13 protein-coding genes and 1 riboswitch are annotated in these 11,942 nt (G+C 75.3%); of the genes, 5 read left to right on the top strand and 8 right to left on the bottom strand.

Annotated elements, in window-relative coordinates; genetic code table 11:
• From AB0C76_RS22175 to AB0C76_RS22165, 3 genes are all read right to left on the bottom strand, one after another.
• Window positions 1–392 (bottom strand): DUF3040 domain-containing protein (locus AB0C76_RS22175; protein ID WP_359967986.1); only part of this gene is annotated, 392 nt, incomplete at its 3' end.
• 430 nt (window positions 393–822) lie between these two features.
• On the bottom strand, window positions 823–1,575 hold the full coding sequence (locus tag AB0C76_RS22170) for a methyltransferase domain-containing protein (RefSeq protein WP_359967983.1): 753 nt from the start codon (window positions 1,573–1,575) through the stop codon (window positions 823–825).
• A 72-nt stretch (window positions 1,576–1,647) separates the two neighbouring features.
• A complete protein-coding gene (locus AB0C76_RS22165) occupies window positions 1,648–2,196 on the bottom strand; it encodes an SAV_6107 family HEPN domain-containing protein (protein ID WP_359967980.1) in 549 nt (182 codons plus the stop codon).
• Window positions 2,197–2,648: 452 nt separating this feature from the next.
• Here AB0C76_RS22165 and AB0C76_RS22160 point away from each other — a divergent pair, with 452 nt between their 5' ends.
• Both AB0C76_RS22160 and AB0C76_RS22155 read left to right on the top strand, forming a co-directional pair.
• A complete protein-coding gene (locus AB0C76_RS22160; RefSeq protein ID WP_359967977.1) occupies window positions 2,649–3,269 on the top strand; it encodes a DUF4126 domain-containing protein in 621 nt (206 codons plus the stop codon).
• 10 nt (window positions 3,270–3,279) lie between these two features.
• Window positions 3,280–4,773, top strand: a complete 1,494-nt coding sequence (locus AB0C76_RS22155; RefSeq protein WP_359967974.1) for an FAD-dependent oxidoreductase — start codon at window positions 3,280–3,282, stop codon at window positions 4,771–4,773.
• Window positions 4,774–4,803: 30 nt separating this feature from the next.
• Here the strand turns inward: AB0C76_RS22155 and AB0C76_RS22150 are convergent, their stop codons facing one another.
• Window positions 4,804–5,670, bottom strand: a complete 867-nt coding sequence (locus AB0C76_RS22150) for a hypothetical protein (protein WP_359967971.1) — start codon at window positions 5,668–5,670, stop codon at window positions 4,804–4,806.
• 161 nt (window positions 5,671–5,831) lie between these two features.
• Window positions 5,832–6,746 carry a methylenetetrahydrofolate reductase [NAD(P)H] gene (gene metF / locus AB0C76_RS22145; RefSeq protein WP_359967968.1) on the bottom strand — a complete coding sequence of 305 codons (915 nt, stop codon included), beginning with the start codon at window positions 6,744–6,746 and terminating at the stop codon, window positions 5,832–5,834.
• A gap of 175 nt (window positions 6,747–6,921) precedes the next feature.
• Here metF and AB0C76_RS22140 point away from each other — a divergent pair, with 175 nt between their 5' ends.
• On the top strand, window positions 6,922–8,028 hold the full coding sequence (locus tag AB0C76_RS22140) for a polyprenyl synthetase family protein (RefSeq protein WP_359967965.1): 1,107 nt from the start codon (window positions 6,922–6,924) through the stop codon (window positions 8,026–8,028).
• 30 nt (window positions 8,029–8,058) lie between these two features.
• Here the strand turns inward: AB0C76_RS22140 and thiE are convergent, their stop codons facing one another.
• Genes thiE through AB0C76_RS22125 form a run of 3 tightly spaced genes read right to left on the bottom strand, consistent with a single transcriptional unit; the run spans window position 8,059 to window position 10,313 of the window.
• A complete protein-coding gene (gene thiE, locus AB0C76_RS22135; RefSeq protein ID WP_359967962.1) occupies window positions 8,059–8,709 on the bottom strand; it encodes a thiamine phosphate synthase in 651 nt (216 codons plus the stop codon).
• Complete coding sequence (locus AB0C76_RS22130; RefSeq protein ID WP_359967959.1) at window positions 8,709–9,074, bottom strand: Rv2175c family DNA-binding protein; 366 nt, start codon at window positions 9,072–9,074, stop codon at window positions 8,709–8,711. The genes thiE and AB0C76_RS22130 overlap by 1 nt, the downstream gene beginning before the upstream one ends.
• A gap of 42 nt (window positions 9,075–9,116) precedes the next feature.
• On the bottom strand, window positions 9,117–10,313 hold the full coding sequence (locus AB0C76_RS22125) for an FAD-dependent oxidoreductase (RefSeq protein ID WP_359967956.1): 1,197 nt from the start codon (window positions 10,311–10,313) through the stop codon (window positions 9,117–9,119).
• 128 nt (window positions 10,314–10,441) lie between these two features.
• A riboswitch (TPP riboswitch) is annotated at window positions 10,442–10,554 on the top strand.
• Between AB0C76_RS22125 and thiO the strand changes: the two genes are divergently transcribed.
• The gene (gene thiO, locus AB0C76_RS22120) at window positions 10,549–11,733 is read left to right on the top strand and encodes a glycine oxidase ThiO (RefSeq protein ID WP_359967953.1); all 1,185 of its coding nucleotides are present in this window, start codon (window positions 10,549–10,551) and stop codon (window positions 11,731–11,733) included. Its footprint overlaps the riboswitch before it by 6 nt.
• Window positions 11,730–11,939 (top strand): sulfur carrier protein ThiS, encoded by a 210-nt coding sequence (thiS, locus tag AB0C76_RS22115; protein WP_359967950.1) that lies wholly within the window; start codon window positions 11,730–11,732, stop codon window positions 11,937–11,939. Before thiO ends, thiS begins: the two co-directional genes overlap by 4 nt.
• Window positions 11,940–11,942 lie beyond the last annotated feature (3 nt).

Here is an 11,942-nt window from a genome sequence, read left to right as displayed (position 1 = left end):
GTACGGGAACGAGAAGTTCCGCCCACCGTTCCCCCCGCTCCGGTCCGGCGGCGGGGCAACGGGACGGGGTTCCCCGGCGGTCGGTGCGTGCAGTGCTTGGGGCCGGAGCCCTGGCCCGCGGGCCCGCGGCGCCAGCCCGTCACGGCGAACACCGCGCACCCGAGCATCACCAGGAACCCGACCACGCTGACCCAGATCTGGTCCGGAACGACCATGCCGCCCATCAGCAGGACGACGCCCACCACGAAGCCCGCGACGGCCAGGTAGACCCGTCGGCGGGTGTAGGTGCGCAGCCCGGTTCCCTCAAGCGCCGACGCGAATTTGGGATCTTCGGCATACAGCGCTCGCTCCATCTGGTCGAGCAGTCGCTGCTCGTGCTCCGAGAGCGGCACGGAGTCCTCCTACTCGTCGGTCGCGGGTGCGACCGGTCCGCCGCCCCGGTCGGGGAGGCAAGTCCATTCGGCCTTCGGGGCACGCGGTCGGACGCCTGTGCGGGGGACCCGGCCCGTGTCGTCCATATGCCCCATGCGTCCGGCTGTCATGCTTTCCGGCTTTACCCAGATCATACGGTCCGTGGGCCCGTTCCGGGGTGGTCCGCGGCGCGTGGGCCGGGCCACTTCGGCCGGGGCCGACCGCACTCCTCCCAACGCGGCGGACGGCGAACTAGTGCCCGATCCGGTGGAATCGGCCCGGACCTGGGGAGCTGCGGCGATCACCGCCGGGTGGCCGGCAAGCGGAGGGGAGACGAACCGCCGCCGCACGATGTGCGGAGCACACGGCGGGGCCCCTCCGGACGGCCGTCCGGAGGGGCCGCCGAAGGGCTCAGCCGAGCGTGGCCAGCAGGTGCAGCTGGGTCGCCACGGCGTGGAACGCGGGCTGCGCGGCGGCGGCCTCCTCCAGCTTCAGCAGCGCCTCCATCGCACCCGGCTCGGTGTCCACCAGGACCCCCGGGACGAGGTCGGAGAAGACCCGGACGCCGTGCACCGACTCGACCCGCAGGCCCGCGCCCTCGGCGAGGCGGGCGAGCTCCTCGCCGGTGAAGCGGCGCGGCATCGGGTCCTGCTCGCCCCAGCGGCCGTCGGCGGCCGACAGCACGGTGCGGGCCTCGGTGAAGTGGCCGGCCAGCGCGCGGGCCAGCACGGCGCCGTTGCGGTTGGCGGCCAGCAGGCTGACCAGGCCGCCGCGGCGCAGGGTGCCGGCCAGGCTGCCGAGCGCCTCGGCCGGGTCGTCCACGACCTCCAGGACGCCGTGGCACAGCACCGCGTCCGTCGTGCCGGGGGCGATCACCTCGGGCAGCGTCTGGGTGTCGCCCTGGACGGCGCGGACCAGGTCGGTGACGCCGGCCTCGGCGGCCCGGCGCTCCAGCGCGAACAGGGCGTCCGGGCTCGGGTCGACCACGGTGACGCGGTGGCCGAGCTTGGCCACCGGCACGGCGAAGTTGCCCGTGCCGCCGCCGGTGTCGACGACGTCGAGCACGGGCTGGTCCAGCTCGGCGGCCCGCTTCTCCAGGGCGGCCCGCACCACCTCCCAGACCACGGCGGTGCGCAGGGCGCTGCGGGGGCGCGTCGGGTACAAGGCGGGACTCCTCGGCACGTGCAGATCGATCGGGAACGTCACCACCTTAGACCGGGTGGGTGGCACCGCCCGTCACGCCTCGTGCGGGGAGTCGCCGGCCGGGGGCAGGCGCGGGGCGGGCGGGGTCGGGTGCAGGCCGAGGAGGCGCTCGACCAGGCGCAGGAACAGGGCGGTGTTGCGGACCAGGTCGTCGGCGTCGCGGGCCGAGGCGGCGCTCCGGATGCCGGCCTCGGCGGCGGCCCGGCGGCGGGCGCCGGCGCCGTAGTAGACGGCCCACTCGGCGAGCTCCGGCGCGACCTCGGGCAGCACCTCCCAGGCGCTGCGGATGGCTTTTCGGCGGCGCGGGTTCTTCTCCGGCCGCCCGCGCACGGCGAGCACGGCCGCGACGGTGCGCAGCGCGGCCAGGTGCGCGGTGGCGTACCGCTCCAGCGGGTCCTCCAGGGCGCGGGCCCCGGCGAGGGTGCGGTGGGCGTCGGCGAGCAGGTCGAGGGCGGCCGGCGGTGCGGCGACCCGGCGCAGCACCGGGTGGACGTCCCCGCCGCCGGGGCGGGGGACCGGGGAGTGCGGCAGGGCGGCGGAGTGGAGGCGGGCGGTGACGGGCTCAGGGTGGCTGATGGTCATGGTCTCCCCCGTTCCGAGGCAGCGCGCGGACCGGGTGGTCCGTGCTCCTCCATCGTGAACGGCACCACTGACAATTCCCGCCGGTGCGGTCACCCCGGTGGCCGGCTCCCCCTCGCCGCGCTCCGCCGCCCCGTGTCGGCGGTGCGCGGCGTCCCGGCCGGCTCCGGTGGCGGGCCCTGCGCCGACCGTCCGCCGGCTCCCCAGGGCCGGCGGACGGACGGGTCCGCCGTCCGGGGTGCGCGGCGCCCGACGCGCCCCGCAGCCCGGGTGCCACCACTGTGGCGTCCGCGCAGGTCGGCGGGCTATCCGCAGAAGTACTCAATCGCGGATCTGAGTATCCGTACTCAGTTCCGCGCCCGCGCCGCCGCGCCGGAACCGGCGGGGTGCCCGGCCGCGTCCCGGTACGGTACGGCGAGGCCGGGCGGACCCGGCCGTTCCGAGGAGGCGACCCGATGACGATCCTGCCGCTGATCTTCACCAGCGGACTGGCCAGCGGCATCAACGCGTACGCGGTGGTGCCGCTGCTCGGGCTGCTGGGCCGGTTCGGGGGCGCCGACTCGGTGCCGCCCGCCCTGGAGCGCACCGACGTGCTGGTCGCGGCCGCCCTGCTGTTCCTGCTGGAGGCGGTGGCCGACAAGATCCCGTACGTGGACAGCGTGTGGGACGTCGTGCACACGGTGATCCGCCCGGTCGCCGGCGCCACCGTGGCCGCACTGATCGCGAGCAGCCACCCGGGCTCGCTGGGCGAGGTCGCGGCGGGCGCGATGGGCGGAACGACGGCGCTGGTCAGCCACCTGGTGAAGGCCTCGCTGCGGATGGCCGTCAACACCTCCCCCGAGCCTGCCAGCAACATCGCGGTCAGCCTGGCCGAGGACCTCTCGGTGGCCGGCCTGGTCACCCTGGCGATCTTCCACCCATGGCTGGCCGCCTCGATCTCGGCCGTCCTGCTGGCGATCGGCGTGCTGCTGGTGTGGCTGGCGATCAGCAGGATCCGCGCGTTCCGCGCCCGCCGTCGCGAGCGCAGGGCCGCCCGCGCGCGGGCGGCTCAGGGGGTGTACGCGGGACAGCCATAGGATCTGTGCCATGGCACGGATCGTCATCATCGGCGCAGGAATGAGCGGGCTCGCGGCGGCCTCCCGGCTGGCGACCCTCGGACACCGGGTGACGGTCTGCGAGGCGAGCGGCACGTACGGGGGCATGGTCGGCCGGTACGAGCGCGACGGCTTCGCCTTCGACACCGGCCCCGGCCTGCTCACCCTCCCCGCGGTCTACCGCGACCTCGCGCTGAAGACCGGCCGCGAGCCGCTGGAGCAGCTCGTCGGGCTGGCCCCGGTGGACCCGGAGAGCCGGCACCTGTTCCCGGACGGCACCGCCCTCACCCTGCCCAACGCCTCGCGCGGCGGCGTCGCCCAGGCGCTGGACGACGCCTTCGGCGCCGGGTCGGGCGCCCGCTGGAACGCGGTGGTCAACCGCGGCCGGACGGTCTGGGAGGCCACCCGCCGCCCGCTGCTGGAGGAGCCGCTGCCGGCCGACCCCAGGCCGCTGCACGCCGACCCGTACCCCGTCCCGCCCCGGCGCGGCCTCGCCCGGCTGCGCCCGTCCGGCCGCTGGACGCTCGCCGACGTCGCGGCGCGTGAGCTCGACGGACACCCCGGGCTCACCGCCCTGCTGCACGAGCACGCGGTGCGGTTCGGCTTCGACCCGCGCACCGCCCCGGCCGCGGCGACCGTCCTGCCGTACATGGAGCAGTCGTTCGGCGTCTGGTACGTCAAGGGCGGGATGCGCGCGCTGGCGGACGCGGTGTACAGGCGATGCGAGCAGCGCAAGGTGGAGTTCCGCTTCGACACCCGCTTCGAGGAGGTGCTGGAGAAGGACGGCCGGGCCGCCGGGGTCGTCACGACGGCCGGGACGGTCGAGGCGGACGTCGTCATCCACTCCGCGGACGCGAACCGGCAGTACCGCGAGTGGACGGGCATGGCGCGGGACCAGGACCACTGGCCGGACTCGGCGGCCCACGCCGACGGCGTCCCCGGCCGCGCCGTCGTGCTGCTCGCCCTGCGCGGCGGGCGCCCGGCGGGCACCGCGCACCGCACGGTCGTCCACGCCGCCGACCCGGCCGCCGAGCTCGCCGGGATCTTCGGCCCCGGCCCGCTCCCCGAGCGCCCGACCGTGCAGGTGCTGCGCCCGGACGACCCGTCGCTGCACCCCGCCGACCACGAGACGGCCGTGCTGACGGCCACCGTGCCGGCCGGCGGCGTCGACTGGACACAGCCGGGCGTCGCCGACCGCTTCGCCGACCGGATGGTCGCCCAGGCGGAGGCGGCGGTCCCCGGCCTCGCCGGCCGCGCGCTGTGGCGGGTGGTCCGGACCCCGGCCGACACCGAGCGCGAGACGGGCTCGTGGCAGGGTTCGGTCCCCCGTCCGGCGCTGCCCGGCGGCCGTGGCGCGTTCCTCCAGGCGCCGACGGAGGACGCCCCCGGCTTCTACCTGGTGGGCGGCGCCGCCCACCCCGGCGGCGGGCTGGCACGGGTCGGCATGTCGGCCTGCATCGTGGCCGACCTCGTCGGCCCCGCCTGAGCGGGCCCCGCCCGAACGACGGAGCCGGGCTCAGCCCTGCTGCCAGGTGTTCTGCTGCTGGTAGCCGTACCCGTGGTCGTACGTCGGCTGCTGCGGGATGCCCTGGGTGTGCTGCTCGGGCTGCGGCTGCCACTGCTGTTGCTGCTGTTGCTGTTGCTGGGCGTTCGGGTCCCAGGCCGGAGCCTGCTGCGGGTAGCCGCCGTACGGGTCCTGCTGCGGGTAGCCGTACGGGTCCTGCTGCTGCGGGTAGGTGCCGTAGCCCTGGTCGTACGCGAAGGCGGGCTGCTGCTGCGGCTGCTGCCACTGCTGCTGGTCGTAGGCGGGCTGCTGCTGCGGGACGTCGTAACCGGCCTGGTAGGCCTCCGCGTACGGGTCCTGCTGCTGGTGCTGCTCGTAGTAGCCGGGCGTGTAGACCCCGTCCGCGGCGAGCTCCTGCATCTCGAAGGCGGCGGTCTGCTCGACCTCCGGGACGGCCTCGCCGGCCGGGCCGACCGGGTCCGGCTCCGGGGTCTCCTCGACCGCGCTGACCTCGCCGACCCGCGTCTGGGCCGCCACCGCGACGGCGGCGACCGCCGCGCCGCCGGTGAGCGCGCCGAGCAGCGGCACCTTGGCGAGCGGTCCCGGCAGGGAGCCGTCGGCGGCACGCAGCGACCAGCCGCCGCTGTAGCCGCGCTTGACCGAGAGGGTGACGAACGTCTGGCCGACCGCGAAGAGCGCCGCGCCCGCGCCGATCACCGGGACGGATCCGAGGACCATCCCGCCGGCCACCCCGAGGAAGCCGACCAGGGCGAGCGCGCGCCAGTGCAGCGGGGCCCGGTTCTGCAGGAGCAGCTCGGCGACCAGCCAGAGCGCCACCACCGCCAACGCGGCGTACAGCAGCAGGTATCCGATGCCCATCCGCCCGATACCTCCAGTCGCGTGCCCGCGCGCGCCGCGCGTGTGCGGCGACTGTACCGGTTCAACGGCCGGGGTACCGCATCGCGTTCCCGCCGTCCGTGGCACCGGAGTGCACACGACCGAGCCCGCCACCATCGGCGCGGTGACGGGCCCGTGAACGCTCAGCGCTGGTGCAGTCCGAGGTTCTGGTAGATCTCCAGCGTCGCGGTCGAGTGGTTGAGCGTGATGAAGTGCAGGCCGGGCGCGCCCTCGGCGAGGAGCCGCTCGGCCATCGCGGTGGCGTGCTCCATGCCGATCGCCCGCAGCGCGGCCGGGTCGTCGATCGCGCCCCGCAGGCGGGCCTCCAGGTCGGCGGGGAACGCCGAGCCGCTCAGCTGCGGGAAGCGCTCCAGCTGCTTGGCGTTGGTGACCGGCATGATCTCCGGGATGATCGGCGTCTCGCAGCCCGCCGCCGTCACCCGGTCGCGCAGCCGGAGGTAGTCGTCGACCTCGAAGAACATCTGGGTGATCGCGTAGTCGGCGCCCGCGCGGATCTTCGCCACGAAGTGCCGGATGTCGTCGTCCCAGTCCGTCGAGCGCGGGTGCATGTTCGGCGAGGCCGCCACGCCGACGCAGAAGTCACCGATGCCCTTGATCAGCTCGACCAGCTCGTAGGCGTAGGTGACGCCCTCCGGGTGACTGACCCATTCGCCCATCGGGTCGCCGGGCGGGTCGCCGCGCACCGCGAGGACGTTGCGCACGCCCTGGTCGGCGTACTGGCCGATGATGTTGCGCAGCTCGGCGACCGAGTGGTCGACCGCGGTCAGGTGGGCGACCGGCGTCAGCGTGGTCTCGGTGGCGATCCGGCCGACCATGTTGACGGTGCGCTCGCGCGAGGAGCCGCCGGCGCCGTACGTCATGCAGACGAAGTTCGGGTCGAGGGGCTCCAGCCGCCGGATGGCGTCCCAGAGCTTCTGCTCGCCGACCTCGGTGCGCGGGGGCATGAACTCGAAGGAGAAGGACCGCTTGCCTGCCGCCAGCAGCTCGCGGACCGTCAACGCGCGGTCCGATCGGGTGGAAGCGATACCGAGAGCCATGCTGGCAGGTTATCCGGCGTCCGAAGGACCGGGACAACTCGGTTCCACGGATTGAGACAAAGAATGGACGCCGTTCCGCTTGCCGTCCCGCCCGCCCCGTCGCCCTGCTCGCACGGGTGTTCCCGGCCGCCCCGCTACGCTTGCTGCACCCCAAGCGAACCACCGGAGCCTCATCGTGACCTCGTCCAGCAACCGGCCGGCCAACCCCATTGACGTGGAGGACGTCCGCGAGCGCGTCAACGCCGCCCTCGCCGCGTTCATGGACGGCCAGTCCGCTCTGCTCGGCGGGATCTCGCCCCAGCTGGCACCCGCCGCCGACGCGCTGCGCGACTTCCTCCTCGACGGCGGCAAGCGGCTGCGCCCGGCGTTCTGCTACTGGGGCTGGCGCGGCGCCGGCGGCTCGGCCGAGAGCGAGGGGATCGCGAACGCGGCGGCGGCCCTGGAGCTGCTCCAGGCGAGCGCGCTGGTCCACGACGACCTGATGGACCGCAGCGACACCCGACGCGGTCTGCCGTCGATCCACCGCCGCTTCGAGGCGATGCACCGCGAGCGCGGCTGGCGCGGCGACCGCGAGCAGTACGGCGCCTCGGCCGCGGTGCTGCTCGGCGACCTGCTGCTGATCTGGTGCGACGAGCTGTTCCTGCGCTCCGGTCTGGACCCCGCCGCGGTGCTGGGCGCCAAGCCGGCGTTCGACCTGATGCGCACCGAGGTCATGCTCGGCCAGTACCTGGACGTGCTGGAGCCGGTCGCCGGCGACTCGACGGACGAGGGCGCGCTGGACCGGGCGCAGACGGTGCTGCACTACAAGTCGGCGAAGTACACGATCGAGCGCCCGCTCCAGGTCGGCGCGCTGCTGGCCGGCGCCGGGCCCGACCTGGTCGCGGCGTACGGCGCGTTCGGCCTGCCGCTGGGCGAGGCGTTCCAGCTGCGGGACGACCTGCTCGGCGTCTTCGGCGACCCGGCGGTCACCGGCAAGCCGGCCGGGGACGACCTGCGCGAGGGCAAGCGCACCCTGCTGGTCGCGCACGCGATGCGCGGGCTGCCGGCCGCCGACGCGCGGCACCTGGACGAGCGGCTCGGCGCGCCGGACCTCGCGCCCGACGAGGTCGCCGGCCTGCGGGACCTCGTCGCGCGCAGCGGGGCGCCGGAGCTGGTAGAGGCCCGGATCGACGAGCTGATGCGCCAGTCGCTGGCCGCCCTGGAGGCGGCGCCGCTCGCCGACCGGCGCGCCCGCGAGGTGCTGCTGGCCCTGGCCGAGGCCGCCACCGTCCGCAAGTACTGAGCCTCGCGGCCGACGGCGGCCCCGCCGGGGTCAGGCCTGGCGCAGCCGCCGGGAGAGCTCGGCGGCGGCCGCCCGCGGGTCGTCCGCGGCCGTGATGGCGCGCACGACGACGATCCGGCGGGCGCCCGCGGCGAGCACCTCGTCGACGTTGCCCAGGTCGATGCCGCCGATGGCGAACCACGGGCGGTCGGTGGGCTGCTTCGCCGCGTACGAGACCAGGCCGAGGCCCGGGGCCGGGCGGCCCGGCTTGGTCGGGGTCGGCCAGACCGGGCCGGTGCAGAAGTAGTCCACGCCGGGTTCGGCGACCGCCGCGTCCACCTCGGACTCGGCGTGGCAGGACCGGCCGATCAGGACGTCCTCGCCGAGGATCGCCCGGGCGGCCGGGACGGGCAGGTCGTCCTGCCCGAGGTGCAGGACGTCCGGCCGGGCCGCGTGGGCGACGTCGGCGCGGTCGTTGACCGCGAGCAGCTTGCCGTGGCGACGGCAGGCGTCCGCGAAGACCTCCAGGGCCTCCAGCTCCTGCTTGGCCTCCAGGCCCTTGTCCCGGAGCTGGACGATGTCGACCCCGCCGGCCAGCGCCGCGTCCAGGAACTCGGCCAGGTCGCCCTGCTCGCGGCGCGCGTCGGTGCACAGGTACAGCCGGGCCTCGGCCAGCCGCTGACGCGGCGTGTCCGCCGCCATCAGATCAGCATCGCCTGGGCGCGGCGCTTGACCTCGGTGCCACGGTTCTCCCGCAGCGCCTGGATCGGGCTGCCGGGCAGCGACGGGTCCTCGGTGAAGAGCCACTCCAGGATCTCCACGTCGTTGTACCCGCAGTCGCGCAGCACGGTCAGGGTGCCGGACAGGTGCTTGACCAGCCCCTGGCCGTCGATGAACGCCGCAGGGACCTGCAGCGAATTGTTCGGGCCCCGCCGGACGGCGATCAGGCCGCCGTTGCGGACCAGGTCGCGCACCTCGGTGACGCGGACACCCCACTGCTCCGAGATGTCGGGCAGGTACATCCACTCGGCGACCAGGGCTTCAATCTTGCTTTCGATCTCACTCACGCCACCAGACTGCCACCTCCACAGCCCGCCGCGCACCAGCCGCTACCCCGCGACCGCCGATTTCAGCGCCACCGCCGGGTCCGCGGCCCGGGCCGGGTCCAGCGCGGTGCCGCGCTCGATCAGGCGGCGGCCCTGGGTGAGGTCGCGCGGGCGGTCCACGGCCAGCAGCGCGCTCGGCACGCCGTCGCGCAGCCACAGCACCGACCAGGTCGCGTCCTGCGGGGAGCCGCGCCAGAGCAGCTCGTCGCCCTCGGCGTGCCGCCCGGCGTACTGCACCATGCGGCCGAACTGCTCCGACCAGAAGTACGGCACCGGGTCGTACGGCGCGTCCACCCCGAGGACGGCGGCGGCCGCCGCCTCGCCGGACTGCAGCGCGTGGTCCCAGTGCTGGACGGCCAGCCGGGCGCCGGAGCGGGCCGACGGGTAGCTGACGCAGTCGCCGGCCGCGAAGACGCCCGGCAGGCTCGTGCGCAGCCGCTCGTCCACGACGACCGCCCCGGTCGCGTCCAGTCCGACGCCCGTGCCGGCCAGCCAGTCGGTCGCGGGCCGGGCGCCGATGCCGACGACCACCTCGTCGGCGGGCAGGCGCGAACCGTCGGCCAGCAGGACCGCGCCGGGCTCGACGGCCGCGACGCCGACGCCGCAGCGCAGGTCCACCCCGGCCCCGGCGTACCAGGCGGCCATCGCCGCGCCGACCTCCCTCGGCAGCGCACCGGGAACGGGCGCCGGGCCCGCCTCGACGACCGTCACCTCGCAGCCGGTCTCCCGCGCGGCGGTGGCCACCTCCGCGCCGATCCAGCCCGCGCCGACCAGCACCAGGCGCAGGCCGGGCCGCAGCAGCGCGCGCAGGGCGAGCGCGTCGTCCAGGGTGTGCAGGAGGTGGGCGCGCTCGGCGCCGGGCAGGGCGCGCGGCGTCGCGCCGGTGGCGATCACCAGCGATCCGTACGGGAGGTCGCCGGCGTCGGTGTGCAGCACGCCCGGGGTGAGTCCGGTGGCGCGGCGGCCGGTGAGCAGTTCGACGCCGAGGTGCGGGAAGTCGATGTCCAGCGTGGTGGCGTCGCTCTTGCCGAGCAGGACGTCCTTGGAGAGCGGCGGCCGGTCGTACGGCGCGTGCGGCTCCTCCCCGACCAGCACGATCCGCCCCTGCCACCCGCCCCGCCGCAGCCCCAGCGCGCACTGTGCGCCGGCCAGCCCGGCCCCGACGACGACCACCCGATCAGTTCCGCTCAGCTCTGCCACGGCGCCACTGTACTCAGCCGCCCCGCACGCCCCGGCGGGCCGTCCGCCCCGCGCACGGGCGGGCCGCGCCGGGCCCGTCCACCCTGCGTACGGGCCTTCGGCCGGGCGGACCACCGGAGTTATGGTGGGGACACCATCACGGGAGCCCGGCGTACCGGGCTGAGAGGCGGGCTGGCACGGCCCGCGACCGTCCGAACCTGATCCGGGTCATACCGGCGAAGGGAGAAGAGCAGCTTTGACACGCTTGGCACCGGGCACCCGCGCCGACGTGCTGGTGATCGGCGGGGGCGTCATCGGCCTCGCCGTCGCCTGGCGGGCGGCACAGCGCGGCCTGCGGAACGTCGTCGTGGTCGACCCCTCCCCCGGTCGCGGGGCCGCCGCGGTCGCGGCCGGGATGCTCGCCCCCGTCACCGAGCTGCAGTACGGCGAGGAGCCGCTGCTGCGCCTCGGGATGGCCTCGAACGAGCGGTACGCGGCCTTCGCCGCCGAGCTCACCGAGGCGAGCGGCGGCGAGGACACCGGCTACCGGCGGTGCGGCACGCTCGCCGTCGCGCTGGACTCCGACGACCGCGCGGAACTGCGCGAACTGCACGCCTTCCACGAGCGGCTCGGCCTCGACTCGACCTGGCTCACCGGCCGGGAGGCCCGCAAGCTGGAGCCGATGCTCGACCCCGGCGTGCGCGGCGGCCTGCACGTGGCCGACGACCACCAGGTGGACCCCCGCCGGCTGCTGACCGCGCTGGTCCACGCCTGCGAACGCGCAGGCGTCGTGATCCACCGCACCGAGGCCACCGAGCTGCTGGTCGAGAACGGCCGCGCCGTCGGCGCCCGCCTCGGCACCGGCGAGACCCTCACCGCCGACCAGGTCGTCCTCGCCGCCGGCCCGCACAGCCACCGGCTGCCCGGCCTGCCCGAGGGCGTGCTGCCGGCGGTCCGTCCGGTGAAGGGACAGATCCTGCGGCTGCGGATCCCCGACGCCTACCGGCCGTTCCTCAACCGCAACGTCCGCGCGGTCGTGCGCGGGCAGCACCTGTACCTGGTGCCGCGCGAGAACGGCGAGCTGGTGATCGGCGCGACCACCGAGGAACAGGGCTACGACACCACCGTCACCGCCGGCGGGGTCTACGAACTCCTGCGCGACGCCCACGAGTTGGTTCCCGGCATCACCGAACTCCCGCTCGTCGAGACCTCGGCCGGACTGCGCCCCGGCTCGCCGGACAACGCGCCGCTGCTCGGACCGACCGAGCTGCCCGGCCTGGTCGCCGCGACCGGCCACCACCGCAACGGCGTCCTGCTCACCCCGGTCACCGCCGACCTGCTCGCCGAGTACCTGGCGACCGGTGAAGTCCCCGAGCTCGCACGGCCGTTCGCACCCTCCCGGTTCTCCCCCGCCCGCTCCACCACGAAGGCCGTCGCATGACCAACATCGCACTGACCGTCAACGGCGAGCCCCGCGAGGTGCCCGCCGCCACCACCCTCGCCGAGGTGGTCACCACCCTCAGCAAGGCCAACACCGGCGTCGCCGCCGCGCTCAACGAGGCCGTGGTGCCGCGTGGTTCGTGGTCCGAGACGCGACTCTCGGCGGGCGACCGGATCGAGATCCTCACCGCCGTGCAGGGAGGCTGAACC

The sequence above is a fragment of the Kitasatospora sp. NPDC048722 genome, from assembly GCF_040650235.1.
Taxonomy (GTDB): domain Bacteria; phylum Actinomycetota; class Actinomycetes; order Streptomycetales; family Streptomycetaceae; genus Kitasatospora.
Note: the sequence above shows the minus strand (reverse complement) of the source record. Positions and strands in the feature narration are given on the sequence as shown.